Here is a 23,740-nt window from a genome sequence, read left to right as displayed (position 1 = left end):
GACAGTTCATGGCAGTACGCGGGATTCTCGGCGGCCGTAACCGGCGCGACCACAAGACCCCGGAGCCGCACCCGTCCGGTGCCGTGCCCCCGAAGATCCCCGGTGAGCTGGTGCCCAAGCACGTCGCCGTGGTGATGGACGGCAACGGCCGCTGGGCCAAGGAGCGCGGTCTGCCGCGCACCGAGGGCCACAAGGTCGGCGAGGGCGTCGTCATGGACGTGCTCAAGGGCTGTATCGAGATGGGCGTCAAGAACCTCTCGCTGTACGCCTTCTCCACCGAGAACTGGAAGCGGTCCCCGGAGGAGGTGAAGTTCCTGATGAACTTCAACCGGGACGTCATCCGCCGCCGCCGTGACGAGATGGACGAGCTCGGCATCCGGATCCGCTGGGTCGGCCGCATGCCGAAGCTGTGGAAGTCCGTCGTCCAGGAACTCCAGGTCGCCCAGGAGCAGACCAAGGACAACGACAAGATGACGCTGTACTTCTGCGTCAACTACGGCGGCCGGGCCGAGATCGCCGACGCCGCGCAGCGGATCGCGCAGGACGTCGCGGACGGAAAGCTCGACCCGGCGAAGGTCAACGAGAAGACCTTCGCGAAGTACACCTACTACCCGGACATGCCGGACGTCGACCTCTTCGTCCGCCCGAGCGGCGAGCAGCGCACGTCCAACTACCTGATCTGGCAGAGCGCCTACGCCGAGATGGTCTTCCAGGACGTGCTGTGGCCGGACTTCGACCGCCGTGACCTCTGGCGGGCCTGTCTCGAATTCGCCCAGCGCGACCGCCGCTTCGGCGGTGCGGTGGAGGCCGCGGCCTCCGGCAGCTGAGCAGCGGGCCCGCGGGGGCATCGCCCCAGCGGGCCCGGATCACTTCCCCGCGCTCGCGCACTCCGCGCAGGTGCCGAAGACCTCCACCGTGTGCGCCACGTTCACGTAGCCGTGCTGCGCCGCGATCGTCTCCGCCCACTGCTCCACGGCCGGGCCCTCGACCTCGACGGCCTTGCCGCACATCCGGCACACCAGATGGTGGTGGTGGTCGCCGGTCGAGCACCGCCGGTAGACGGACTCGCCCTCGGTGGTGCGCAGCACATCGACCTCGCCCGCGTCCGCGAGGGACTGCAGGGTGCGGTAGACCGTGGTCAGCCCGACCGAGTCGCCGCGGTGCTTGAGCACGTCGTGCAGCTCCTGCGCGCTGCGGAACTCGTCCACCTCGTCGAGCGCGGCGGCCACCGCCGTCCGCTGCCGGGTCGAGCGGCCTCGTACCGGTGCCGCGTTGGTTCCGCTGATCGGCGCCGTCGCCACAGGAGCCTCCTCGTGTCGCCCGTACGTTTGTCGGGCCATTGTGCCAGCCCGGCCCGGTCCCGGGGTCAGACGTGGACGTCGTCCGTGGCCCGGCGGGTGGCCGGTACCTCCAGGGTGCACCGTTGCGGGGCCGATTCGCTCCTGCGCGCGCGGCTTCTGGCCAGGGGAGCGGCGAGCAGGGTCAGCGCGACGAAGACGCCGATGGCCAGCAGCACGATCGTCGCGCCGGGCGGTACGTCCTGGTAGTACGAGGTCACGGTGCCGGCCAGGGTGACCGCCACCCCGATGACGACCGAGAGCACGAACGTCACCTTGAAGGACCGGGTGATCTGCTGCGCGGCGGCGACCGGGACCACCATCAGGGCACTGACCAGCAGGAGCCCGACGACCCGCATCGCGACGGTGACGGTGACCGCCGCGGTGACCGCGACCAGCAGGTTCAGCACCCGCACCGGCAGCCCGGTGACCCGGGCGAACTCCTCGTCCTGGCTGACCGCGAACAGCTGCCTGCGCAGCCCCACCGTCACCAGCAGCACGAAGGCGGCCAGCAGGCCGATCGCGGTGATGTCCTCGGAGGAGACCGTGGCGAGCGAGCCGAAGAGGTAGGAGGTGAGGTTGGCGTTGGAGCCGGTGTCGGAGAGGTTGATCAGCAGGACACCGCCCGCCATGCCGCCGTAGAAGAGCATCGCCAGCGCGATGTCGCCGCGGGTGCGTCCGTACCAGCGGATCAGCTCCATGACGACGGCGCCCACGACGGCGACGGCGGTGGCCATCCAGACCGGGCTGGTGGAGAGCAGGAAGCCGAGGCCGACACCGGTCATCGCGATGTGGCCGATGCCGTCGCCCATCAGGGCCTGCCGGCGTTGCACCAGGTAGATGCCGACGGCGGGGGCGATGACGCCGACCAGCACGGCGGCGATCAGTGCCCGCTGCATGAAGGGAGGGGTGAGGAATTCCATGATCAGCTCAGCAGTCCCGTCCGGACGGGCTCGGAAGCCGCGTGGGGGTGTACGTGGTCGTGGCCGGGCAGGGCGTGCTGCCCGAGGGCCTTCGGGGGCGGTCCGTCGTGCATCACGCAGCCGTCGCGCAGGACGACCGCGCGGTCGATCAGCGGCTCCAGCGGGCCCAGCTCGTGCAGGACGAGCAGCACGGTGGTGCCGGCCGCGACCTGCTCGCGCAGGGTCGCGGCGAGGATCTCCTGGCTGGCCAGGTCGACGCCGGCCATCGGCTCGTCCATGATCAGCAGCTCGGGCTCCGCGGCGAGCGCGCGGGCGATCAGGACGCGCTGGTGCTGGCCGCCGGAGAGGGCGTTCACCGAGTCCTTGGCGCGGTCGGCGAGACCGACGAGCTCGATGGCCCGGTCGACGGCGGCGCGGTCGGCCTTGCGCGGCAGGCCAAGCCCGGTCCGGGACAGCCGCCCGGAGGAGACGACCTCGCGGATGGTGGCCGGTACGCCGCCGGCCGCCGTGGTGCGCTGCGGTACGTAGCCCACCCGCGCCCAGTCGCGGAACCTGCGCAGCGGGGTGCCGAAGAGCTCGACGGCGCCACCGGTGAGGGGGACCTGGCCGATGGCGGAGCGCACGGCGGTCGACTTGCCGGAGCCGTTGGCGCCGAGCAGTGCGACGACCTCGCCGCGGTGCACGGTCAGGTCGACGCCGCGCAGCACGGGGCGTGCTCCGAGGGTGGCAGAGGCGTCGCGCAGGACGATCACGGGTTCGGGGGTGGAGCTCGCGGGCTCGGGCATGAGCGCCTCCGGTGCTGCTGCGGGGTTCGGGCGGATCGGATCGGGCGGGCCGGGCGGTTCGGCCGCGTCGCTCGTGTCGGTCGTGTCGGTCGTGTCGCTCACTTCGCGCCGAGTGCCTTCTGGAGCGCGGCGAGGTTGGACTTCATGACCTCGATGTAGTCATCGCCCTTGGACTTGTCGGTAATTCCCTCCAGCGGGTCCAGGACGTCGGTCCGCAGGCCGGTGTCCCGGGCGACGGTCTTCGCCGTCTTGTCGCTGGCGAGCGTCTCGAAGAAGACGGTGGTGACCTTCTTCTTCTCCGCGATGGAGTGCAGGGCGCTGATCCGCGCGGGACTGGGCTCGGCCTCGGGGTCGATGCCGGCGATGCCCTCCTGGGTGAGGCCGTAGCGCTCGGCCAGGTATCCGAAGGCGGAGTGGGTGGTGATGAAGGTCTTGGTGGCGGTGTTCCTCAGCCCCGTCGCGTACGCGGTGTCGAGCGCGCCGAGCTCCTTGACCAGGGTGGCGGTGTTCTTGCGGTAGTCCGCGGCGTGGTCCGGGTCGGTCTTCTCCAGGGACTTCCCGACCCCCTTGGCGACCTCGGCGTACTTCACCGGGTCCAGCCAGATGTGCGGGTCGGCGCCGGGCTCCTCGCCCTCGTGCTCGTGGCCGTGCTCCTCGCCGCCGGCCTCGGTGCCGTGGTCCTCCAGCGTGGTCAGCTTCGCGGCGTCGACGGTGTGCTCCGACTCGGAGAGCTTGATCGCGTCGTCCACGGCGGGCTGGATGCCCTTGAGGTAGAGGATGTAGTCGGCGTCGCTGAGCCCGCCGATCTGCCGGGGGCTGAGCTCCAGGTCGTGCGGCTCGACCCCGGGCTTGGTGAGGGTGGAGACGGAGACGTGGTCGCCGCCTATTCGCTCGGCAAGGAACTGCATCGGGTAGAACGACGCCACCACGTTCAGCTTGTCGCCGCTCCTGTGGTCGGCGGCGTCGGATGTCGAGCAGGCGGAGAGCACGGTGAGGCCGAGGACGACTGCTCCGGCGACGGCTGCGGTGGGTATGAGGCGGCGTTCGTTCATGACAGTCATTTTCAACAAAAATGGAAACGATTGTCAACAAGGCTGATGAGATGCCTCCGGATGTGACTGACCCGATACCGATTTGATCGAAGGGGCGTGCCCGCCGGTAATCTGAGGGATCCGCGCACCCGTCTCCTGACCACCACCCCCCACTGAGGCGCTTCGCGCAGGCCCTGTCCAATTTCGTCGTCGTAATGAAGAGAGCACCGTGGCCGCCGACAAGATCGACTCCATCGTCAGCCTGAGCAAGCGCCGTGGCTTCGTTTTCCCCTCCAGTGAGATCTACGGTGGTCAGCGCGCCGCCTGGGACTACGGGCCGCTGGGCGTTGAGCTCAAGGAGAACCTCAAGCGCCAGTGGTGGCGCTACATGGTCACTTCGCGCGAGGACGTGGTCGGACTCGACTCGTCGGTCATCCTGGCCCCCGAGGTGTGGGTGGCCTCGGGTCACGTCGCCACGTTCTCCGACCCGCTGACCGAGTGCACCTCCTGCCACAAGCGCTACCGCGCGGACCACCTGGAGGAGGCGTACGAGGAGAAGCACGGCAAGCCGCCGGTCAACGGCCTCGCCGACCTCAACTGCCCCAACTGCGGCAACAAGGGCACCTTCACCGAGCCCAAGGAGTTCTCCGGCCTGCTCTCCACGCACCTCGGCCCGACCCAGGACTCCGGCTCGGTCGCCTACCTGCGCCCCGAGACCGCCCAGGGCATCTTCACCAACTTCGGCCAGGTGCAGCAGACCTCGCGCAAGAAGCCGCCGTTCGGCATCGCGCAGATGGGCAAGTCCTTCCGGAACGAGATCACTCCGGGCAACTTCATCTTCCGCACCCGCGAGTTCGAGCAGATGGAGATGGAGTTCTTCGTCAAGCCGGGCGAGGACGAGCAGTGGCAGGAGTACTGGATGGAGCAGCGCTGGAACTGGTACACCGGCCTGGGCCTCCGCGAGGAGAACATGCGGTGGTTCGAGCACCCGGCGGAGAAGCTCTCCCACTACTCCAAGCGCACCGCTGACATCGAGTACCGCTTCCGCTTCGGCGGCAGCGAGTGGGGCGAGCTGGAGGGCGTCGCCAACCGCACGGACTACGACCTGAAGGCGCACTCCAAGGCCTCGGGCACCGACCTGTCCTTCTTCGACCAGGAGGCCGGCGAGCGCTGGACCCCCTACGTCATCGAGCCGGCGGCCGGTGTCGGCCGCTCGGTCCTGGCCTTCCTGCTGGACGCCTACATCGAGGACGAGGCGCCCAACGCCAAGGGCGTCATGGAGAAGCGCACCGTGATGCGCCTCGACCCGCGCCTGGCGCCGGTCAAGGTCGCGGTCCTGCCGCTGTCCCGCAACCCGCAGCTCTCGCCGAAGGCCAAGGGCCTCGCGGCCGACCTGCGGCAGAACTGGAACATCGAGTTCGACGACGCGGGCGCCATCGGCCGCCGTTACCGTCGCCAGGACGAGATCGGTACGCCGTTCTGCGTCACCGTCGACTTCGACACCCTCGACGACAACGCGGTGACGGTGCGCGAGCGCGACACCATGAAGCAGGAGCGCGTCTCGCTGGACCAGATCCAGGCGTACCTCGGTGCGCGGCTGCTCGGCTGCTGATCCACCGCATCCGCTGGACGAGGCCCCCGGTTCCCCGAACGGAACCGGGGGCCTCGTGCACACTGGGCACAATCGTCCACAGGAGGCTCGGATGCCGTCCATGACCACGAGCAAGGTCAGCAGATGGGACCAGCACGGCCGTGAACACACAGTCCACGTGAGGAAGTCGGGGATGCAGCGGCAGTTGAGCTGCGACACCTGCGACTGGCGCAAGGGGGCGCAGTTCCTGCCCTGGCTCAAGGCCGAGGAACATCTCGCCGAGGCGCACCAGGCGACGGTCGACCCCACGGCGACGTAGCCGGCGTCACAGTCGAGTCGGCGTCACGGTCGCGTCGATGTCACGGTCGAGTAGGCATCACAGTCGAGTCGGCGTCACGGTCGAATCGATGTCGCGGTCGCGTCGATGTCACGGTCGAGTAGGCATCACGGTCGAGTCGGCGTCACAGCCGATGTCACAGCCGAAGCCGCGGCTGAAACCCACCGTCGATGCCCGCCCTCAGGCGCGCAGGCCGCGCAGCAGCAGGTCCGAGACAGCGGTGAACTCGGCGACGATGGCGGGTTTCCGCCACTCGGCGGCATACGCCGGGTCGTGGAACCGCGCCGTCGCGTCGAACACCGCCTGCGCCGCCGCCGCGGGGTCGTCCACGGTGAACTGCCCGTCGGCCACCCCCTCCTCGATCATCTCCCGCAGCTGGCCCACCAGTTCGCGGACGTGCTCCTCGACCACGGTGCTCTCGCCCGTCAGCACCTCGTACGTGGCGAACAGCTCCGGATCGTCACCCGCCTTGTGCCGCTTGGCCTCGAACAGCGCCTCCAGCCACTGCCGCAGCCTCTCCGGGGCCGGCTGGGCCGAGGCGTGCAGGATCTCGGTGAGCGCGAGCTCCGTGCGCGTCAGCCAGCGACCGGTCACGGCCTCGCGGAGGGCGGCCTTCGTGCGGAAGTGGCGGTAGACGCTGCCGTGGCTGACGCCGAGCACCCGGGCCACGTCGACCACGGTCGCCTTGGCGGGTCCGTAGCGGCGCAGCACGTCCTCGGTGGCTTCGAGGATGCGCTCGGGAGTCAGCGGGTCGGGCGGCGTCATCGCGGGTGTGCTGCCTTTCGGGGGCGTCGAGCGGCTTCGGGCGGCTGCGGTCCGCTTCGGGCGGTTTCCGGACCGGCCGCCGGGCGGGGTCTCACGTGCGGCCTGCCGGGGGCGGCGCCGAACGCTGCTGACCGTACCCGGAGGTCAGCGCTCGCTGTCCAGGTGGGCCATCTGGCTGTCGGGGTAGCGGGCGCCCGCCGCCGCGCCGGCCGGGACCGCCTCCTCGATCGCGGCGAGGTCGGACGCGGTCAGCTCCACGTCCAGGGAGCCGAGGGCCTCGGTCAGCCGGTCACGCCTGCGGGCGCCGACCAGAGGCACGATGTCCTTCCCCTGGGCGAGGACCCAGGCGATGGCGATCTGCGCGACCGTGACGCCCTTCTGCTCCGCGATCGTGCGGAGCGCGTCGACCAGGTCGAGGTTGTGCTGGAGGTTCTCGTCCTGGAAGCGGGGGCTCATGGTCCGGAAGTCACCGGCGGTCAGCTCGCGGTCGCGCGCGAAGTGGCCGCTGATCAGCCCGCGGGAGAGCACCCCGTACGCCGTGACGCCGATGCCCAGCTCCCGGCAGACGGGCAGGATCTCCGCCTCGATGGACCGGGAGAGCAGCGAGTACTCGATCTGCAGATCGGAGATCGGGGCGACGGACGCTGCCCGCCGGATGTTCTCCGCGCCGACTTCGGAGAGGCCGATGTGGCGGACGTGTCCGGCCTCGACCAGCTCGGCGATGGCGCCGACGGTCTCCTCGACCGGGACGTCGGGGTCGAGGCGGGCGATCCGGTAGATGTCGATGTGGTCGAGGCCCAGCCGCTGGAGTGAGTAGGCCGCGAAGTTCTTGACCGCTGCCGGGCGGCCGTCGTAGCCGTTGAAGCCGCCCTCGACGGTCCGCAGCGCGCCGAACTTCACGCTGGTCAGGGCCCGTTCCCGGGCGGCGGCGGGGGCGGTGCGCAGGGCCTCGTTGATCAGTAGCTCGTTGTGGCCCATGCCGTAGAAGTCGCCGGTGTCGAGCAGGTTGATACCGGTGTCGAGCGCGGCGTGAATGGTGGCGACCGACTCGGCGCGGTCCGTCTCGCCGTACAGCGCGGACATCCCCATGCAGCCGAGGCCGAGGGTGGAGACCTGTGGGCCGGTGGAGCCGAGGGCGTGGGTGCGGAGGGCGGCCATGAGGAAACTCCCGAGCGGTGGAGGAGGGCGGAGGGGGAGAGGGCAGAGGGCAGAGGCGGAGTGGAGAGGACGGGACGTGAGGGAAGAGCGGGGTGTTGTGCGTGCATATCGACCCTGACATACGTGATGACAGATTTCAATATCTGTCAGTCCATGTTCCCTCTTCGGGGTGATCCGGCCGGGCGGAAATCCGGTGCTGCGCCCGTCCCCGGCGCGGTACCGTTCCGGCATGTCTTCGTTCTTCCAGATCTACGAGTGAGTGCGCGGCGGGTCCGACCACCCGCCGCCCACCGGATCGATCCAGGGTCGTTTCAGACCTCACTTTCACCACGAATGGGAGAACCCCGTGGCCAAGAGCCGTAACAACCTTCTCGGCGTCGGCGGACAGCGGAAGAAGCTGTCCCGCGCCGAGCAGCAGGGCGCAGGTCCCGAGCGCGACGCCGACCGTAAGACGGCGGCCGAGCAGAAGCAGGAGCTGCTGCGCAAGATGCGGGAGCGCGCCGGCCACCCCGCACCCGCGGACGACGCCGCCGAGCAGGACGCCCCGGCACAGGACGCCGCCGAGCAGGGCACCCCGGCACAGAGCTGACACCCGTTCACAGGGATCAGGCCGCATGACCCGTACGACCGGTGGCCCGGTCCCGTGCCCCGTACGACCGGTGGCCCGGAACGCCTCAGGTGTTCCGGGCCATCGCCGTTCCCGCTCGGGCGTCACGGTGCCTGGGGCCGAGCGGGAGGTTGTCGTGCGGTGTTCCGAAACCGTTGCCGCATGGGATCAGGCGGCGACGCGATGGCTCCAGACGAACGCGCCGGCCCACTACGCGGCTCCCCGTCTCGCCCCGGCTGCCTACCTGACTGATCGACCGCCCGTTCGGCCACCGGCCGGGCCGTGCCCCGTACCTGTCCCCGAATCCCCGGCCGAAGAGCCTCCCGCCGCAGGCCCGTTCGCCGGCGCGGCGCCCTCCAGGAGTTCCGCGGTCCGGCGCGCGGTACCGCGTGCCCAGCGCCCGCTGCTCAGCGCCCCGACCACCAGCACGCACACCCCGCAGCCGGTGATGATCCACCAGGCGGGCTTGCTCGCGGCCACGAAGTCGCCGGCCGGCCCGATGCCGCCCGAGGACCCGGCGCCGGTCACCCCCGCCGCCAGCACCGCCCCGATCACGGCGACGCCCAGCGTCTGCCCGATCTGGCGGCTGGTCGAGGCGACCGCGGCGGCAACGCCCGCCTGGGACCGCGGCATACCGGAGACCGCGGTGTTGGTGATGGGTGCGTTCACCGCGCCGAAGCCCAGCCCGAACAGCACATAGCCGGTGAACATCAGCATGTTGTCGGTCTCCGCGTCGAACAGCGCGAACATGAGCCCGCTCGCCGCCATCGCGACCCCCGCGACCAGGAGCGGGATGCGTGGCCCCCGACTGGCGACGACGCGCCCCGAGATCGGCGGCAGGACACAGACCACCGCCGCCATCGGGAGCATGTACAGACCGGCGCCCAGTGCGCTCAGCCCCCGTACGTCCTGCAGATAGAGCGTGTTGACGAAGAGGAAGCCGCCGAGCGCGGCGAAGGCGCTGACCGCGATGACGGTGGCTCCGCTGAACGGGGCGCTGTGGAAGAACCGCAGGTCGATCAGCGGATCGGCGCGCCGGGGTTCGTACACCAGCAGGCCGGTCAGCGACGCCACCGCGACCGCGGCGAACAGCAGGATCTCCGCGGAGGCCCACCCCTTCTGCGGCGCCTCGATGATCGCGTACGTCAGCGAGCCCAGCAGCGCGATCACCAGCAGCTGGCCCACCGGATCGGGGCGGCGGGCCTTCGCGGCACGCGACTCGGGGACGTACTTCCAGGTCAGCAGCAGTGCGGCGATACCGACCGGCAGATTGATCCAGAAGATCGACCGCCAGCCGACCGAATCGACCAGGCTGCCGCCGATCACCGGTCCCGCGGCCATCGAGATACCGACGACGCCGCCCCAGGCGCCGATCGCCCGCGCGCGTTCGCGCGGTTCGGTGAACGTATTGGTGATGATCGACATCGCGACCGGGTTGAGCATGGAGCCGCCGACGGCCTGCACCATCCGGAACACGATCAGTGTCTCCAGGCTGGGCGCGATCGAGCAGAGCGCCGAGCCGAGGGTGAACAGGACGAGCCCGGCCTTGAAGACCTTGCGCCGGCCGATCCGGTCGGCGGTGGAACCCGCGAGCATGAGCAGGGAGGCGAGGACGAGTGTGTACGCGTCGATCGTCCACTGCATCCCCGCGACGCTCGCGTGCAGGTCCTGGCGCATGGACGGGAGGGCGACGTTCAGGACGGTGCTGTCCAGGCTGACGATCAGCAGACTCATGCAGCAGATCGCCAGCACCAGCATCCGTCGCCGATGGCTGAGCTCGGGCATGCATGGATAGTACGACTAACTAACGACTGCTGCTGTGCCACCACCGGTACACCGGAGCAGTTCTCCGCGTACGCGACAATGGGGGAATGACCACGCTCGCCCCCTCGCCCCAGCTGCTCCGCATCGGCCCGCACACCGTGCAGCCGCCGGTGGTCCTCGCCCCCATGGCCGGCATCACCAACGCGCCCTTCCGCACGCTGTGCCGGGAGTTCTCGGGCGGCAAGGGGCTGTTCGTCAGCGAGATGATCACGACGCGGGCGCTGGTCGAGCGCAACGAGAAGACCATGCAGCTCATCCGCTTCGACGCGAGTGAGACGCCGCGCTCCATCCAGCTGTACGGAGTGGACCCGGTCACGGTCGGCAAGGCCGTCCGCATGATCGTCGACGAGGACCTCGCCGACCACATCGACCTGAACTTCGGCTGCCCGGTCCCCAAGGTCACCCGCAAGGGCGGCGGCTCGGCGCTCCCGTACAAGCGACCGCTGCTGCGCGCGATCCTCCACCAGGCCGTCTCCAACGCGGGCGATCTGCCGGTCACCATGAAGATGCGCAAGGGCATCGACGACGACCACCTCACCTACCTCGACGCCGGCCGGATCGCCGTGGAGGAGGGCGTCACGGCGATGGCCCTGCACGGCAGGACCGCTGCCCAGCACTACGGCGGCACCGCCGACTGGGACGCCATCGCCCGCCTCAAGGAGCACGTCCCGGAGATCCCCGTCCTCGGCAACGGCGACATCTGGTGCGCGGACGACGCCCTGCGGATGATGCGCGAGACCGGCTGCGACGGCGTGGTCGTGGGCCGCGGCTGCCTGGGCCGCCCCTGGCTCTTCGGCGACCTGGTGAGCGCCTTCGAAGGTACGGGGACGAGGCAGACGCCCTCCCTGCGCACCGTCGCGGACGTCATGCTGCGGCACGCGACACTGCTCGGGGAGTGGATCGGCGACGAGACCCGGGGCGTGATCGACTTCCGTAAGCACGTGGCCTGGTACCTCAAGGGCTTCGCGGTCGGCTCCGAGATGCGCAGGAACCTGGCGGTCACCTCCTCGCTGGAGGAGCTGGGCTCCCAGCTGAACGAACTGCGGCTGGACCAGCCGTGGCCCGACGGCGCCGACGGCCCGCGTGGACGCACCTCGGGCAACAACCGGGTGGTTCTCCCGGACGGCTGGCTGAAGGACCCCTACGACTGCTCCGGCGTCAGCGCCGACGCGGAACTGGACACCTCGGGCGGCTGAGGCGGTACGGACGAGGCCCCGGCCCTCCCCGGCCCGTGGGCCGTGGCCTCCGGCCTCCGGCGTCAGCCCTTGACGTCCGGGCCCGGCCGACGCTCCAGCGGGGCCGCCGCCGCGGAGTTCATCACGTTGAAGACCATGCTCCCCGCCCGGTAGCGGTCGTCCGTCCACTCGATGGCCCGGCCCGCCGCCGTGTACGTCAGGTGCCGCTGCCGCAGCAGCGGGCTGGCCCGGCGCACCCGGAGCAGCCGGGCGTCCTCGCTGCCCGCCGCGACCGCGTCGATCAGGTGCTCGCCGTAGTGCGCGACGATGTCGGCGCGTTCCGCGATGCTGTTCATGATCGAGACGCAGTCCTCCGGCAGCGCCAGGACGGCCGGGGCCACCCAGTCCGCGTACACGGTCCGCTCGACCATCACCGGCTCCCCGTCGAGCCACCGCAGCCGCAGCACGTACAGCACGTCGCTGCCCGGCTCCGCGTCCAGGCGTTCGGCCTCCTCGTCGGTCGCGGTCCGCGTGGTGCGGGTCAGGATGCGGCTGGAGACCTCGCACCCCATCGCCTGGGCCCACTGCGCGAAGCTGTTGAGCTGCTCGAAGCTCTGGCGGCGCTCCCGGCGCAGGACGACCCGCCGCGCTCCCTGCCGGGAGCCGATCAGCCCCTCGGAGGCGAGGAGCGCCACCGCCTGGCGGACCGTGCCGCGCGAGACCGACCAGCGGGCGGCGAGATCGCTCTCCGACGGCAGCCGGGAGCCGAGCGGGTGGGCCCCGCTGCGGATGGAGTGCCGCAGCGACTCCGCGATCTCCCGATAGCGTGAATGACCCACGCGCCCCCCTCGGCCGGCCGGTCCATGAACCTCTACAGATCATGGGCTGTGTACAAGTCCGCTCGTTGTCGGCGGCCCCGCCGCTCACTCTAACGCCGCCGCGGAGCGATTCGATGCGTGGTCGTTACGTACCACAAGCCCTGGCAAGACGGCTTCCCTCTTCCTCGCCTCTTGCCGCACCGGTCATGGGACGTTAACGCCCCGGACACCTGGACCGGGCGAACTGGTGCCAGCTTGTATGAACAAGTGGCACTCGCTTCGCTTCCAGGAGACACACCGTGCGCAGACTCCGTCCCCGCCCCCGTATCCGCGCCCACGGCCGTACGGTCGCCGCCCTCGCCCTCGGTACGGCAGCGCTGACCGCGCTCACCGCCTGCGGCGCCGCACCCGAGGAGAAGGCCGAGGCCGGGGCGACCGGTGTGAAGCCGGCCGAGGCCGTCTCGGTCGCGGACTTCGGCGGGCTGGACAAGCTGGTCGCCGCCGCGGAGAAGGAGGGCGAGCTGAACGTGATCGCCCTGCCGCCGGACTGGGCGAACTACGGCGAGCTGATCAAGGCCTTCCAGGCCAAGTACAAGGTCAGGATCAAGAGCGAGAACCCGGACGGCGCCAGCGCCGACGAGATAGCCGCCGTCAAGTCCCGCAAGGGCCAGAAGCGCGCCCCCGATGTCCTCGACCTCGGTATCGCCTTCGCCCGCAGCGGCGCGGCCGAGAACCTCTTCGCCCCGTACAAGGTCACCGCCTGGGACAAGATCCCCGACAGCCAGAAGGACCCGGACGGCCGCTGGTTCAACGACTACGGCGGCTACGTCTCCATCGGCTGCGACGCCGCCCGGATCAAGACCTGCCCCGAGACCTTCGCCGACCTGCTGAAGCCCGAGTACAAGGGCAAGGTCGCACTCAACGGCAACCCGACCAAGTCCGGCTCCGCGTTCGGTGGCGTGTACGCGGCGTCCCTGGCCGACAAGGGCTCGTTCGGGGACATCCAGCCCGGCATCGACTTCTTCGGCAAGCTGAAGAAGAGCGGCAACTTCATCCCCGTCGAGTCCACCCCGGCGACCGTCGAGAAGGGCGAGACGCCGATCAGCATCGACTGGGACTACCTGAACGCCGGGTACGCCGACCAGTTCAAGGGCAAGGGCGTCGACTGGAAGGTCTCCGTGCCCGCCGACGGTGTGTACGCCCAGTTCTACTCGCAGGCCGTCAACAAGGAGGCCCCGCACCCGGCGGCCGCCCGCCTCTGGATGGAGTACCTGTACAGCGCCGAGGGCCAGAACCTCTGGCTGAAGGGGTACGCCCGCCCCGTCCTGCTGCCCGCCATGACCGAGGACGGCACCGCCGACAAGACCTTCGTCGGCAAGCTCCCCGCGGTGAAGGGCACCCCGGCGTTCCCGAGCTCCGAGGAACTCGACAAGGCCAACGCCACGCTCTCCGAGAACTGGGACAAGGCCGTCTCCTGATGACCGCCGCCCACCCGTCCGCCCCGGGACCCGGGGCGGCCCCCGCCGCGCGGGGCACCCGCCGGCGCCGACCGCCCCGCGCCTGGCTCGGCGCGCTCCCGCTGCTCGTCTTCGCCGGGCTCTGCTTCGGGCTGCCCGCGGGCGCCCTGCTGTACGGGGCGCTCACCCGCACCGACCCGGCCTCCGGCGCCACCGAGATCACCGGCGAGCACCTGCGACGCTCGCTCCAGGGGCCCTACCTCACCTCGCTCACCGGCAGCGTCGAACTGTCCGCGCTGACCGCGGCCCTCGCCACCGTGTGCGGCGTGCTGATCGCCCAGGCCGTCGTCACCTCCCGGCGCGGCGCGCTGCGCGGGGCCGTGCTGACGGCCTCCGGGGTGCTCGCCAACTTCGGCGGCATCCCGCTGGCCTTCGCCTTCGTCGCCACCCTCGGTATCTCGGGCGTGGTCACGGAACTCGGGCACCTGGACACGCTCGGCTGGAACCTCTACTCCTTCACCGGGCTCACCGTCATCTACCTCTACTTCCTGATCCCGCTCATGGTGCTCGTCGTCGTCCCGGCGCTGGACGGGCTGCGCCCGCAGTGGCGCGAGGCCGCCCGCAACACCGGCGCCACCACCTGGCAGTTCTGGCGCCACGTCGGACTGCCGGTGCTCGCGCCCTCCCTGCTCGGCGGGTTCGTCCTGCTCTTCGGCAGCGCCTTCGCCGCACACGCCACGGCCGCGGCCCTGGTCGGCGGCTCCGTACCGCTGGTCACCCTGAAGATCGCCGACGCGCTCTCCGGGAACGTCCTGGTCGGCCAGGAGAACGTGGCCCTGGCGCTGAGCCTCGACATGATCGTGATCGCCGGCCTGGTGATGGCGGTCTATCTGCCCCTCCAGCGACGGAGCTCCCGATGGCTGCACTGACCACCGTCCCCACGGCTCCCGCCCCCGCTCCCGCCACGCCGAAGGCGGCGCGCCACAGGCCGCGCTACTGGCGCGGGGCCGTGCTGGCGGCCGCCGGGCTGTACTTCGTCACCCCGTTGCTCTCCTCGTTCGTCTTCACGGTCCACGTACCGGGCCAGGGCCTCACCTTCGAGGCGTACAACGGAATCCTGTCGGCCGAGGGGTTCACCGAGAGCCTGTTCCTCTCGCTCTCCCTCGCCGCCGCCACGATCGCCCTCGCCCTGCTGCTCGTGGTCCCCGCGCTCGTCGCGGTGCGGCTCGGCTCGCCGAGGCTGCGGGCCGTCGTCGAGATCGTCTGCATGCTGCCGCTGGTGGTGCCGCCGATCGCCCTGGTCACGGGCATCACCACGGTGCTGCGCTGGGGGCCCGACCACTTCTCGCGCACCCCGCTCTACCAGACCTTCCTCGCCGTGCAGGACGAGTCGTTCCCGGTGGTGCTGGTCCTCGCCTACACCGTGCTCGCGCTGCCGTTCGTGCACCGTTCGCTGGACGCCGGGCTGCGCGCGGTCGACGTACCCACACTGGTGGAGGCGGCCCGCAACTGCGGGGCGAGCCGGACGCAGGTGATCCTGCGCGTCATCCTGCCCAACCTGCGCTCCTCGCTGGCCGGGGCCTCCTTCCTCACCCTGGCCCTGGTGCTCGGCGAGTACACCATCGCCTCGCTGCTGGGCTTCCGGCCCTTCGCGGTGTGGATCGTCACCGTGTCCGGCGCCCAGGCGCGGATGTCGGTCGCGGTCTCGCTGCTCTCCCTGCTCATCACCTGGGCCCTGCTGCTCGTCCTCTCGCGCGCCGGGACCGGCCCCTCCACCTCCGTCCCGGCCGCCGCCGGCACCGCCCCCGCCCCCGTACCCGGCAAGGAGTAGCCACCCATGTCAGCCCTGCCCACCGCCACCGCCGGACGCCCGGAGCCGACGGGCTCCGCCGGTTCCCCGCGCCCCGCCGCCGGGCGGGCCGTCACCGGAGCCCGGGTGGAGTTCCGCTCCCTGCGCCGGGCGTTCGGCCCCACCGTGGCGCTCGACGGACTCGACCTCACCGCGGAACCGGGCGAGCTCCTCGCTCTGCTCGGCCCCTCCGGCTGCGGCAAGACCACCGCACTGCGGGTCCTCGCCGGGTTCGAGCAGCCGGACTCCGGCGAGGTCCTGGTCGACGGCGAGGACATCACCCCGGTCCCCGCCAACCGGCGCGACGCCGGAATGGTCTTCCAGTCCTACAGCCTCTTCCCGCACCTGAACGCCCGCGACAACGTGGCCTTCGGCCCCCGGATGAAGGGCGTCGCCACCGCCGAACGGCACGCCACCGCAGCGGAACTGCTCGAACTCGTCGGGCTGCCCGACCACGGCGGCCGCTTCCCGCACCAGATGTCCGGCGGCCAGCAGCAGCGCGTCGCCCTGGCCCGCGCGCTCGCCCTGCGCCCCCGGGTGCTGCTGCTCGACGAACCGCTGTCGGCACTCGATGCCAAGGTCAGGCTCAGCCTCCGCGAGGAGATCCGCCGCCTCCAGCTGTCGCTCGGCATCACCACCATCTTCGTCACCCACGACCAGGAGGAGGCCCTCTCCATGGCCGACCGGGTCGCCGTCCTCAACGCGGGCCGCCTGGAGCAGTGCGCGCCCCCGGCCGAGCTGTACGAACGCCCCGCCACCCCGTTCGTCGCCGAGTTCGTCGGCACCATGAACCGGCTGCCCGGCCTGCTGACCGGCGACGGCCACGTCGAGGTCGCGGGCACCACGCTCCCGGTCGACGGCGACGTCCCGGCGGGCAGGGGACCCGCCGACGTCCTGATCCGGCCCGAGAACATCCGCGCCACGGCCGACCCGGACGGCACGGCCACGGTCGTCGCCGCCTCCTTCCTCGGCTCGGTCACCCGGGTCCTGCTCGACCTGCCGGACGGCGTCCCGGTCAAGGCCGACCTCCCCTCGCGGGACGCCGTCGAGCTGGCCCCCGGGGTGCGGGTGCGGGTGACCCCGGTCCGCCGCCCGGTGCTCGTCGTGCCCGTGCGGGGGGCGACGGCGCCCGTAGCGCCGGCAGCCGATGCGCCGGCAGCCGACGGCCGGGTGGACGCGTGACGGCCCCCGCCGCCGTCCTCTTCGACATGGACGGCACCCTGGTCGACACCGAGGTGCTGTGGTGGGAGACGGCCCGCGAGGTCGCGGCCGGGCTCGGCCACCGGCTGACGGACGCCGACGCGCCGGAAGTCGTCGGCCGTGCCGTCGCGGACACCGCCGCCCATCTGATCGCGGTGACCGGCGGGGCAGCCGGCGCACGGGACCGGACCGCCGATCCGGACGGCGGCGCCGATCCGGATCGTGGCGCGCATCCGGATCGCGGCGCCGATCCGGATCGTGGCGCCGCACTCGAACGGACCGCCGCCGAGCTGACCGGCTCCTTCTTCCGGAAGGTCGACGCGGGCGCGCCGCTGCGCCCGGGGGCCGCCGCGCTGCTGGCCTCCGTGGAAGCCGCCGGAGTGCCGTTCGCCCTGGTCAGCGCGTCGCCGAGGAGCGTGGTGGACGCGGTGGTGGCAGGGTCGCTGGCCGGGGTGGGCTTCGCCTTCACGCTGTCGGCCGACGACACCGTACGGACCAAGCCGCATCCCGACCCGTACCGGGCGGCGGCCGAGCGGTTCGCGGTCGCGCCCTCGGCCTGTGTCGCGGTGGAGGACTCCCCGGACGGCACCGCGTCGGCCGACGCGGCGGGGTGCGCGGTGCTGGTGGTTCCGTCGCTGCTGCCCGTGGCCCCCGGGCAGGGGCGGACGTTCGCCCGCAGCCTGGAGGAGGTGGACCTCGGGGTGCTGAGCGACTGCCTGAGGCGTCCGGATCCTGAAATACGGGGCCCGAAATCAGCGTGATTCGCGCCACCTTTGATCGAGGGTTCGCTCAGGTGAGCGTAATGATGGTGGCTGCATTTCTGGAAGACCTGGCACTCAGTGCCAGGTGGCAGCCTTCGGGAAGTGTACTCAAATGCGAAGCGGTTCGCTCATTTGAGCGTGTAGGCTCAAGAACTGGCCATGCCGCCTTCACGTTCTGAAGGAGAGGCCTCGGCTTGATCGCTGGAGAGATTCTTTGGATCTGCTGGCGGACAGGTGGTTGCGGCAGCAAGACGGCCAGGTGGACGTACCCAGACACCTTCGATCTGGGTATGTTCCTCGCCGTCAGGGCAGCCACCGCGTCCTCGAGGAGTCGAGACCCGTGTCGGAAAACAGAGACCCCCACGTATCCACCCCGGAGTCCCGGGAGCCTGCGGGTCAGAAGTTCGTTTATGACTTCACCGAGGGCAACAAGGATCTGAAGGACCTGCTCGGCGGGAAGGGTGCCAACCTCGCCGAGATGACCAATCTCGGGCTCCCCGTCCCTCCGGGCTTCACCATCACCACCGAGGCGTGCAAGGTCTACCTCGGCAGCGGGGAGGAGCCGGCCGCGCTGCGCGACGAGGTGAGTGCGCACCTCGACGCCCTTGAGGCGCGGATGACCAAGAAGCTCGGCCAGTCCGACGACCCGCTGCTGGTCTCCGTCCGCTCCGGCGCCAAGTTCTCGATGCCCGGAATGATGGACACGGTCCTCAACATCGGCCTCTCCGACGCGTCCGTGGTCGGTCTCGCCACCCAGAGCGGCGACGAGCGGTTCGCGTGGGACTCCTACCGCCGGCTCATCCAGATGTTCGGCAAGACCGTCCTCGGTGTCGACGGCGACCTCTTCGAGGAGGCCCTGGAGGCCGCGAAGGAGGCCAAGGGCGTCAGCGTCGACGTCGATCTCGACGCGGCCGACCTGAAGAAGCTGGTCGGGCGGTTCAAGGAGATCGTCACGCGGGACGCCGGACGCGACTTCCCGCAGGACCCGCGCGAACAGATGGACCTGGCCATAAAGGCCGTCTTCGACTCGTGGAACACCGACCGGGCCAAGCTCTACCGCCGCCAGGAGCGCATCCCCGGCGACCTCGGTACGGCCGTCAACATCTGCTCCATGGTCTTCGGCAACCTCGGCCCCGACTCCGGCACCGGCGTCGCCTTCACCCGCGACCCGGCCAGCGGCCACCAGGGCGTCTACGGCGACTACCTGCAGAACGCGCAGGGCGAGGACGTCGTCGCCGGAATCCGCAACACCGTGGTGCTCGCGGACCTGGAGTCCATCGACAAGAAGTCGTACGACCAGCTGATCACGATCATGGAGACACTGGAAACCCACTACCGGGACCTCTGCGACATCGAGTTCACCATCGAGCGCGGCCGGCTGTGGATGCTCCAGACCCGGGTCGGCAAGCGCACCGCCGGCGCCGCCTTCCGGATCGCCACCCAGCTCGTCGACCAGGGCCTCATCGACGAGGCGGAGGCCCTCCAGCGGGTCAACGGCGCGCAGTTGGCGCAGCTGATGTTCCCGCGCTTCGACGACGACGCCAAGGTGCGGCTGCTCGGGCGCGGCATCGCGGCGTCCCCGGGCGCGGCGGTCGGCAAGGCCGTCTTCGACTCGTACACCGCGATCAAGTGGTCCCGTTCCGGCGAGAAGGTCATCCTGATCCGCCGCGAGACCAACCCGGACGACCTCGACGGCATGATCGCCGCCGAGGGCATTCTGACCTCGCGCGGCGGCAAGACCTCGCACGCCGCCGTCGTCGCCCGGGGCATGGGCAAGACCTGTGTCTGCGGCGCCGAGGAGATCGAGGTCGACACCAAGCGGCGCCGGCTGACGGCCGGGACCACGGTCGTGGAGGAGGGGGACCTCGTCTCCGTCGACGGATCGACCGGCAAGGTGTACCTCGGTGAGGTGCCCGTCGTGCCGTCTCCGGTCGTCGAGTACTTCGAGGGCCGGATGCACGCGGGCGCCGACGACGCCGACGAACTGGTCGCCGCCGTGCACCGGATCATGGCGTACGCGGACCGGGTGCGCCGGCTGCGGGTGCGGGCCAACGCGGACAACGCGGAGGACGCCCTGCGGGCCCGTCGCTTCGGCGCCCAGGGCATCGGGCTGTGCCGCACCGAGCACATGTTCCTCGGTGAGCGCCGCGAGATGGTCGAGAAGCTGATCCTGGCCGACACCGACCAGGAGCGCGAGACGGCGCTGGACGCGCTGCTGCCGCTCCAGAAGGCCGACTTCATCGAGCTGTTCGAGGCGATGGACGGACTGCCCGTCACCGTGCGGCTGCTCGACCCGCCGCTGCACGAGTTCCTGCCCGACATCACCGAGCTGTCGGTCCGGGTGGCGCTCGCCGAGTCCCGCAAGGACGCCAACGAGAACGACCTCCGCCTGCTCCAGGCCGTGCACAAGCTGCACGAGCAGAACCCCATGCTCGGCCTGCGCGGGGTCCGGCTCGGTCTTGTCATCCCCGGCCTGTTCGCCATGCAGGTACGGGCCATCGCCGAGGCCGCCGCCGAGCGCAAGAACGCCAAGGGCGACCCGCGCGCCGAGATCATGATCCCGCTCGTCGGCACGGTCCAGGAGCTGGAGATCGTCCGCGAGGAGGCGGACCGGGTCATCGCCGAGGTCCAGGCCGCCACCGGCACGGACCTCAGGCTGAAGATCGGCACGATGATCGAGCTGCCGCGCGCCGCGCTGACCGCAGGTCAGATCGCCGAGGCGGCGGAGTTCTTCTCCTTCGGCACCAACGACCTGACCCAGACGGTGTGGGGCTTCTCCCGCGACGACGTGGAGGCCTCGTTCTTCACGGCGTACCTGGAGAAGGGCATCTTCGGGGTGTCGCCGTTCGAGACGATCGACAGGGACGGCGTCGGTGCGCTGGTGCGCAGTGCCGTCGAGGCGGGCCGGGCCACCCGTCCCGGCCTGAAGCTCGGCATCTGCGGCGAGCACGGCGGCGACCCGGAGTCGGTGCACTTCTTCCACGAGGTGGGCCTGGACTACGTCTCCTGTTCACCGTTCCGCATTCCGGTGGCCCGTCTGGAGGCCGGCCGGGCGGCGGCGGAGCCGCGCGGCAGCGACAGCCGCTGACACCGGGGCCGTCGCCGGCTCACCGGACCCTCACCGGGCCGTACGCGGCGGCCGCGCGTGAGCGCTTTCCGTGTTTCCGGGCGCTCCATTGCTTCGTTTAATGCGCAAAGAGATGTGCCGGACCGGAACCGGGTGGTCCGGAGCGGACCGGGGTGCGGCCCATGGATCCCCATCCATGGGCCGCACCCGGCTTACCCCCGCCGGGTGCGGAGCCGCACCATTGCCAACCGCCGCCGAGCGAGCAAAACCCCCCACGGCCTTCACTCGCTCTTCCGGTGGCTCTGGAATCGCAACCCGACGTCGTACAGCCTTTCGGGTGACACCGGGGCGAGGCGAGACGTTTCACCTCTGGCCGAAACCCCGTGGTGACGTGGTGTGACGACTCGCATACTCTTACGCGGGGGTAATTGCAGGTGCAAGCAGGTGGGGGTTCGGTGCTGCGTATCCATATATCCGGATGGGACCTTTCCAGAGTGCGGATGGCCACCGGGCCGGACGCATTGTGGGAGACCATTCTCAGTCTCCATCGGCTGAGGGACCGGCGTGCTTCCACGGTGTTCGGGAAATGGCGCACGGAAACCCGTCCGCGGTTGAATGGTGAAGTACGTCTGCTGTCCGCCGTGGTGCCGTCGCGCGGCTATTTCCCGGACTTCCTGACGCCTTCTCAGGAGGGTTCGGAACCACTGGATTTCACCACCGGAACCGAGGCCCTGCGCGACACCCCGCCCGAGCGGCTGCGCGCCGAACTGGCGATGCTGGGCACCGGGGGAGCGGCCGCCGGCCGCACCGCCACGGCCCGGCGGGCGATCCGCCCGGTACGGCTGGACGCGCTGCGGGAAGGACGCTCCGAGCCGCTGGGCCGGCTCATCGGGGCGCTGCGCGCCTACCACCGCGCCGCGGTCGAACCGTACTGGCCGCACATCCAGGCGGACATCGAGGCCGACCGCGCGGTCCGGGGACGCGCGCTCCTGGACGGTGGCGCGGACGAGCTGCTCGCCTCGCTCCCGCCGGTGATCCGCTGGCGGGCGCCGGTGCTGGAGGCGGATTACCCGGTCGACCGCGAACTGCACCTGGACGGCCGCGGACTGCTCCTCCAGCCGTCGTTCTTCTGCCGCGGCGCCCCGGTCGTCCTCCGCGACCCGCTGCTGCCGCCGGTGCTCGTCTATCCGGTCGGCCACACCGGCGCCCCGGTCTTCGCCGAACCGGGCCCCTGGCTCGGCCGGCTCCTCGGCCACACCCGCTCCACGGTGCTGCGGACCATCGGGGACGGCTGCACGACCAGCGAGCTCGCCCGCCGGGCCGGGGTCTCCCTCGCGTCGGCGAGCCAGCACGCCTGTGTGCTGCGCGAAGCGGGCCTGGTGCACACCCTGCGCCACGGCAGCTCGGTCCTGCACACGCTGACTCCGCTGGGCGGCTCGCTGCTGCGGGGCGGTGCGCCGCTCGCCGTGTCGTGATCCGTGCCGGAGGGGGTTTTCCGCCCGGCACCGATGAGTTTCCGGCGGCCCCGGCGTCTACCTCTCGTACCGCGTTCGCAGAGAACGCACAGGATTCGCCCACCGAACGCACCCACCGCGTTCGCCCAACGAATTCGCCCACTGAGAGAGCGGGACGGCCATGCCTCAGATGATCTTCGTGAACCTGCCGGTCAAGGACCTGGAGACGACCAAGGGCTTCTTCGGGAAGCTGGGGTTCTCCTTCAACCCGCAGTTCAGCGACGAGAACACCGCCTGTCTCGTCATCAGCGACACGATCTTCGCCATGCTGATGGCCGAGCCGCGCTTCAAGGACTTCACCAAGAAGGAGATCGCGGACGCCTCGAAGACCACCGAGGTGCTCCTGGCACTGAGCGCGGAGAGCCGCGAGAAGGTGGACGAGCTGGCCGACGCGGCGCTCGCCGCCGGCGGCTCACCCGCCAACGAGCCCCAGGATCTCGGCTTCATGTACGGCCGGTCCTTCCAGGACCCGGACCACCACATCTGGGAGGTCATGTGGATGGACCCGGCCGCCGTGGACGGCCAGGGCTGAGCCCGCCACCGGGGCAAGAGGGCCGGCCGGCCCTCTTGCCCCGCCCCGGGGGATCAGACCCCGAGGCCCGCGAAGGTGACCCCGGTCAGCTGCTCCGACGCCACCCACAGCCGCTCGCTCGCCACATCGTCGAGCGTCCAGCGCGCCCGCCAGGACGGCGCCGGCGCACCGCGCCAGCCCAGCAGCCGCGGACCGGTGAACGAGTCGGGCCGTACGCCGGGCGCGGTGGCCGCGTACAGGCTGGGCAGGGCGCCCGCGGACGCGGGCTGGGCGATGATCCGGTTGCCGAACTCGATGACCCGCTCCGCCGCCCTGCGGTTCTCCATCCGGACGCCCGCCGTCGCCAGGTTGGTCGACGCGTAGCCCGGGTGCGCGGCGGCGGCCACCAGCCCGCTGCCGATGGCGGCGGTCCGCCGGGCCAGCTCGTGGACGAACAGCAGGTTGGCCGTCTTCGAGCGGCCGTAGGCGATCCAGCGGCGGTAGTCGCGCTCACTGTTGAGATCGCCCATGTCGATGTCGGACAGGGCGTGCAGAGCGCTGGACACGCTCACCACCCGCGCGCCCGGGGTGTCGAGCAGCTTCGGCAGCAGCAGCCCGGTGAGGGCGAAGTGACCGAGGTGGTTGACGCCGAACTGGGTCTCGAAACCGTCGGCGGTCCTCCCGTACGGAAGGGCCATCACACCGGCGTTGTTGATCAGCAGATCGAGCCGGTCCGGGGTGCAGGCCGCGGCGAACTCCCGTACCGACGACAGATCGGCCAGATCCAGCGCGGCGAACTCCACGTCCGCGTCCGGCACCGCGCCGCGGATGCGGGCCGCCGCCTCCTTGCCGCGCCGCTCGTCGCGGCAGGCGAGCAGCACCCGGGCACCGCGTCGGGCCAGCTCCCGTGCGGTGATCAGCCCGATCCCGCTGTTGGCTCCCGTCACCACGGCCGTACGGCCGCTCTGGTCGGGAAGGTCACTCGCGTACCGGTGCCGGCTCATGGATCAAGCGTACGACCGGACGGCCC

General features: G+C 70.8%; 22 protein-coding genes. 13 read left to right on the top strand and 9 right to left on the bottom strand.

Annotated features, from left to right (window positions below):
* Nucleotides 1–8 precede the first annotated feature (8 nt).
* The gene (locus ACIO3R_RS00600; protein ID WP_385354030.1) at nucleotides 9–827 is read left to right on the top strand and encodes an isoprenyl transferase; all 819 of its coding nucleotides are present in this window, start codon (nucleotides 9–11) and stop codon (nucleotides 825–827) included.
* Nucleotides 828–866: 39 nt separating this feature from the next.
* On the opposite strand, the gene ACIO3R_RS00595 is transcribed toward ACIO3R_RS00600, so the two are convergent.
* From ACIO3R_RS00595 to ACIO3R_RS00580, 4 genes are all read right to left on the bottom strand, one after another.
* Nucleotides 867–1,301, bottom strand: coding sequence for a Fur family transcriptional regulator (locus tag ACIO3R_RS00595; RefSeq protein WP_362962667.1), 435 nt, complete (start codon nucleotides 1,299–1,301; stop codon nucleotides 867–869).
* A gap of 65 nt (nucleotides 1,302–1,366) precedes the next feature.
* A complete protein-coding gene (locus ACIO3R_RS00590) occupies nucleotides 1,367–2,260 on the bottom strand; it encodes a metal ABC transporter permease (protein ID WP_385035842.1) in 894 nt (297 codons plus the stop codon).
* A 2-nt stretch (nucleotides 2,261–2,262) separates the two neighbouring features.
* The gene (locus tag ACIO3R_RS00585) at nucleotides 2,263–3,045 is read right to left on the bottom strand and encodes a metal ABC transporter ATP-binding protein (RefSeq protein WP_385035843.1); all 783 of its coding nucleotides are present in this window, start codon (nucleotides 3,043–3,045) and stop codon (nucleotides 2,263–2,265) included.
* 98 nt (nucleotides 3,046–3,143) lie between these two features.
* Nucleotides 3,144–4,097: a metal ABC transporter substrate-binding protein gene (locus ACIO3R_RS00580; protein WP_385035841.1), complete on the bottom strand. Its 954-nt coding sequence runs from the start codon at nucleotides 4,095–4,097 to the stop codon at nucleotides 3,144–3,146.
* Between the two features lie 208 nt (nucleotides 4,098–4,305).
* Here ACIO3R_RS00580 and ACIO3R_RS00575 point away from each other — a divergent pair, with 208 nt between their 5' ends.
* The gene (locus ACIO3R_RS00575; RefSeq protein WP_363030822.1) at nucleotides 4,306–5,688 is read left to right on the top strand and encodes a glycine--tRNA ligase; all 1,383 of its coding nucleotides are present in this window, start codon (nucleotides 4,306–4,308) and stop codon (nucleotides 5,686–5,688) included.
* 91 nt (nucleotides 5,689–5,779) lie between these two features.
* Complete coding sequence (locus ACIO3R_RS00570) at nucleotides 5,780–5,986, top strand: hypothetical protein (protein ID WP_402101891.1); 207 nt, start codon at nucleotides 5,780–5,782, stop codon at nucleotides 5,984–5,986.
* 198 nt (nucleotides 5,987–6,184) lie between these two features.
* Here ACIO3R_RS00570 and ACIO3R_RS00565 read toward each other — a convergent pair whose 3' ends face one another.
* Complete coding sequence (locus ACIO3R_RS00565) at nucleotides 6,185–6,769, bottom strand: TetR/AcrR family transcriptional regulator (protein WP_402101889.1); 585 nt, start codon at nucleotides 6,767–6,769, stop codon at nucleotides 6,185–6,187.
* Nucleotides 6,770–6,913: 144 nt separating this feature from the next.
* Nucleotides 6,914–7,927: an aldo/keto reductase gene (locus ACIO3R_RS00560; protein ID WP_402101887.1), complete on the bottom strand. Its 1,014-nt coding sequence runs from the start codon at nucleotides 7,925–7,927 to the stop codon at nucleotides 6,914–6,916.
* Between the two features lie 346 nt (nucleotides 7,928–8,273).
* Here ACIO3R_RS00560 and ACIO3R_RS00555 point away from each other — a divergent pair, with 346 nt between their 5' ends.
* Entirely contained in the window at nucleotides 8,274–8,516 is a 243-nt protein-coding gene (locus tag ACIO3R_RS00555) for a DUF6243 family protein (RefSeq protein ID WP_401282468.1), read from the top strand.
* Between the two features lie 258 nt (nucleotides 8,517–8,774).
* Here ACIO3R_RS00555 and ACIO3R_RS00550 read toward each other — a convergent pair whose 3' ends face one another.
* On the bottom strand, nucleotides 8,775–10,319 hold the full coding sequence (locus ACIO3R_RS00550) for an MFS transporter (RefSeq protein ID WP_385035835.1): 1,545 nt from the start codon (nucleotides 10,317–10,319) through the stop codon (nucleotides 8,775–8,777).
* 86 nt (nucleotides 10,320–10,405) lie between these two features.
* Here ACIO3R_RS00550 and dusB point away from each other — a divergent pair, with 86 nt between their 5' ends.
* Nucleotides 10,406–11,554 (top strand): tRNA dihydrouridine synthase DusB, encoded by a 1,149-nt coding sequence (gene dusB / locus ACIO3R_RS00545; RefSeq protein ID WP_385354042.1) that lies wholly within the window; start codon nucleotides 10,406–10,408, stop codon nucleotides 11,552–11,554.
* A 62-nt stretch (nucleotides 11,555–11,616) separates the two neighbouring features.
* Here the strand turns inward: dusB and ACIO3R_RS00540 are convergent, their stop codons facing one another.
* The gene (locus ACIO3R_RS00540) at nucleotides 11,617–12,372 is read right to left on the bottom strand and encodes a GntR family transcriptional regulator (RefSeq protein ID WP_402101883.1); all 756 of its coding nucleotides are present in this window, start codon (nucleotides 12,370–12,372) and stop codon (nucleotides 11,617–11,619) included.
* 278 nt (nucleotides 12,373–12,650) lie between these two features.
* On the opposite strand from ACIO3R_RS00540, the gene ACIO3R_RS00535 reads away from it, so the two are divergent.
* The 8 genes from ACIO3R_RS00535 (at nucleotide 12,651) to ACIO3R_RS00500 (ending at nucleotide 22,731) form a co-directional block, all read left to right on the top strand.
* Complete coding sequence (locus tag ACIO3R_RS00535) at nucleotides 12,651–13,829, top strand: ABC transporter substrate-binding protein (RefSeq protein ID WP_402101881.1); 1,179 nt, start codon at nucleotides 12,651–12,653, stop codon at nucleotides 13,827–13,829.
* Nucleotides 13,829–14,737: an ABC transporter permease gene (locus tag ACIO3R_RS00530; RefSeq protein WP_402101879.1), complete on the top strand. Its 909-nt coding sequence runs from the start codon at nucleotides 13,829–13,831 to the stop codon at nucleotides 14,735–14,737. The genes ACIO3R_RS00535 and ACIO3R_RS00530 overlap by 1 nt, the downstream gene beginning before the upstream one ends.
* Nucleotides 14,725–15,639: an ABC transporter permease gene (locus ACIO3R_RS00525; protein WP_402101876.1), complete on the top strand. Its 915-nt coding sequence runs from the start codon at nucleotides 14,725–14,727 to the stop codon at nucleotides 15,637–15,639. The genes ACIO3R_RS00530 and ACIO3R_RS00525 overlap by 13 nt, the downstream gene beginning before the upstream one ends.
* Nucleotides 15,640–15,645: 6 nt before the next feature.
* Nucleotides 15,646–16,839 (top strand): ABC transporter ATP-binding protein, encoded by a 1,194-nt coding sequence (locus ACIO3R_RS00520; RefSeq protein ID WP_402101874.1) that lies wholly within the window; start codon nucleotides 15,646–15,648, stop codon nucleotides 16,837–16,839.
* Nucleotides 16,836–17,618 carry an HAD family hydrolase gene (locus tag ACIO3R_RS00515; protein ID WP_402101872.1) on the top strand — a complete coding sequence of 261 codons (783 nt, stop codon included), beginning with the start codon at nucleotides 16,836–16,838 and terminating at the stop codon, nucleotides 17,616–17,618. The genes ACIO3R_RS00520 and ACIO3R_RS00515 overlap by 4 nt, the downstream gene beginning before the upstream one ends.
* Before the next feature lie 340 nt (nucleotides 17,619–17,958).
* Nucleotides 17,959–20,706, top strand: a complete 2,748-nt coding sequence (gene ppdK, locus ACIO3R_RS00510; RefSeq protein WP_402101870.1) for a pyruvate, phosphate dikinase — start codon at nucleotides 17,959–17,961, stop codon at nucleotides 20,704–20,706.
* Nucleotides 20,707–21,140: 434 nt separating this feature from the next.
* Nucleotides 21,141–22,160, top strand: a complete 1,020-nt coding sequence (locus ACIO3R_RS00505; RefSeq protein ID WP_385035826.1) for an ArsR/SmtB family transcription factor — start codon at nucleotides 21,141–21,143, stop codon at nucleotides 22,158–22,160.
* Nucleotides 22,161–22,320: 160 nt separating this feature from the next.
* Nucleotides 22,321–22,731: a VOC family protein gene (locus ACIO3R_RS00500; protein WP_402101868.1), complete on the top strand. Its 411-nt coding sequence runs from the start codon at nucleotides 22,321–22,323 to the stop codon at nucleotides 22,729–22,731.
* Between the two features lie 53 nt (nucleotides 22,732–22,784).
* Here the strand turns inward: ACIO3R_RS00500 and ACIO3R_RS00495 are convergent, their stop codons facing one another.
* Nucleotides 22,785–23,714, bottom strand: a complete 930-nt coding sequence (locus tag ACIO3R_RS00495) for an oxidoreductase (protein WP_385035824.1) — start codon at nucleotides 23,712–23,714, stop codon at nucleotides 22,785–22,787.
* Between the last annotated feature and the right edge of the window lie 26 nt (nucleotides 23,715–23,740).

It is taken from the genome of Streptomyces sp. NPDC087428, assembly GCF_044744085.1.
Taxonomy (GTDB): Bacteria; Actinomycetota; Actinomycetes; order Streptomycetales; family Streptomycetaceae; genus Streptomyces.
This window is presented reverse-complemented; position numbering and strand designations above follow the sequence as displayed.

Bases quoted from the DNA above. Each gene is read 5' to 3' on its own strand.
- ACIO3R_RS00600 (WP_385354030.1), top strand. From the start codon at position 9: ATGGCAGTACGCGGGATTCTCGGCGGCCGTAACCGGCGCGACCACAAG.
- ACIO3R_RS00590 (WP_385035842.1), bottom strand. From the start codon at position 2,260: ATGGAATTCCTCACCCCTCCCTTCATGCAGCGGGCACTGATCGCCGCC.
- ACIO3R_RS00585 (WP_385035843.1), bottom strand. From the start codon at position 3,045: ATGCCCGAGCCCGCGAGCTCCACCCCCGAACCCGTGATCGTCCTGCGC.
- ACIO3R_RS00580 (WP_385035841.1), bottom strand. From the start codon at position 4,097: ATGAACGAACGCCGCCTCATACCCACCGCAGCCGTCGCCGGAGCAGTC.
- ACIO3R_RS00570 (WP_402101891.1), top strand. From the start codon at position 5,780: ATGCCGTCCATGACCACGAGCAAGGTCAGCAGATGGGACCAGCACGGC.
- ACIO3R_RS00565 (WP_402101889.1), bottom strand. From the start codon at position 6,769: ATGACGCCGCCCGACCCGCTGACTCCCGAGCGCATCCTCGAAGCCACC.
- ACIO3R_RS00560 (WP_402101887.1), bottom strand. From the start codon at position 7,927: ATGGCCGCCCTCCGCACCCACGCCCTCGGCTCCACCGGCCCACAGGTC.
- ACIO3R_RS00550 (WP_385035835.1), bottom strand. From the start codon at position 10,319: ATGCCCGAGCTCAGCCATCGGCGACGGATGCTGGTGCTGGCGATCTGC.
- dusB (WP_385354042.1), top strand. From the start codon at position 10,406: ATGACCACGCTCGCCCCCTCGCCCCAGCTGCTCCGCATCGGCCCGCAC.
- ACIO3R_RS00530 (WP_402101879.1), top strand. From the start codon at position 13,829: ATGACCGCCGCCCACCCGTCCGCCCCGGGACCCGGGGCGGCCCCCGCC.
- ACIO3R_RS00525 (WP_402101876.1), top strand. From the start codon at position 14,725: ATGGCTGCACTGACCACCGTCCCCACGGCTCCCGCCCCCGCTCCCGCC.
- ACIO3R_RS00520 (WP_402101874.1), top strand. From the start codon at position 15,646: ATGTCAGCCCTGCCCACCGCCACCGCCGGACGCCCGGAGCCGACGGGC.
- ACIO3R_RS00500 (WP_402101868.1), top strand. From the start codon at position 22,321: ATGCCTCAGATGATCTTCGTGAACCTGCCGGTCAAGGACCTGGAGACG.
- ACIO3R_RS00495 (WP_385035824.1), bottom strand. From the start codon at position 23,714: ATGAGCCGGCACCGGTACGCGAGTGACCTTCCCGACCAGAGCGGCCGT.